Here is a 1,050-nt window from a genome sequence, read left to right as displayed (position 1 = left end):
AGACGATCCATGCGATGGCGCTGCAACCTGTGATAAACAGGACGCTGCCGAACCAAATCCTTGTGATTTACTAAAGAGTGCTCGTTGCAGCTCAATTATCCAATCATTCATATTGAAAAACTCATCGTTTGAATCAAAACCCGAAAGGTATCAGAAAATCGATGAATAACCCAAAAAAGCGATGAGAAAAAGTGATTTGCGGGTCAATGATTGGCTTTGCCTATAGCTGATGTGTGTGAACATGATCGAGTTTTGTGCAACAAGTACCGTTTCTGAAGCAGAAAACAGCCTGTTTTTGACTTATAACTAACACTTTAGTTATTAATTCATGAGAGTTTTCTACTCAGATTGGATGATTGGGGAAAAGTGATGGAATTTACGGAGAAGGATCGTATTGCGCTTTACGATATCTGGATGTCGCAAAAGCAAAATGCATATTAACGCAGATGGAAATGACGCGACGTCTTGGCCTCAATCATCACGAGTTCTCTGCTTATCTACGTGGCGATACGCCGCTGACGTTGGTTTAACACAACTGTGCGAGCAGCTACACGTGCAACCTTTCAAAGTGATCCCTTCACTTTCTCGTCGTGACCTCTCGACGTCGCAGACGATTTTTTTGCAAAACAAGGTCACGGTTGATGGGTTGATCCGCAACGTGTATGTGGAAGGTAATCAGGTCATTATTGAATATGAGCACCCAATTAATTGATGTTGTAAATACATATTCTTCTACATTTTTTCACTTGTTTTCATATGGTCGTTAAATTGGCGATTGTCATTTTATGGCGTTAACGTTTATGAAATTATTAGCATTTTATATAGACAAAAACGTGACCAAGATCTAGAATTTCGTCTTTCCAACTTTTGGCTTTGTTCCCAGAGCACGGAAGCGAACATTTGATAGATTGAGGCGTTAAATGCATTTCTCTAAAAACTTGTCCGTTCGAACCCAAGTTTTAGTTCCTGTTATGTTGACTGCACTGGCTTTGCTGGTTTCTCTTTGGATCACCAAAGACAAATTGCAAGCAGAGCAAGATGTCATCACTC

General features: G+C 40.4%; 1 pseudogene. It reads left to right on the top strand.

Annotated features, from left to right (window positions below):
* Positions 1 to 369 precede the first annotated feature (369 nt).
* A pseudogene (locus tag CIK04_RS27175) lies at positions 370 to 712 on the top strand (XRE family transcriptional regulator).
* The last annotated feature ends 338 nt before the right edge of the window (positions 713 to 1,050 follow it).

The sequence above is a fragment of the Vibrio sp. 03_296 genome (assembly GCF_002265885.1).
The sequence above is the reverse complement of the archived record's forward strand: the minus strand, read 5'-3'. Positions and strand labels throughout refer to the sequence as shown.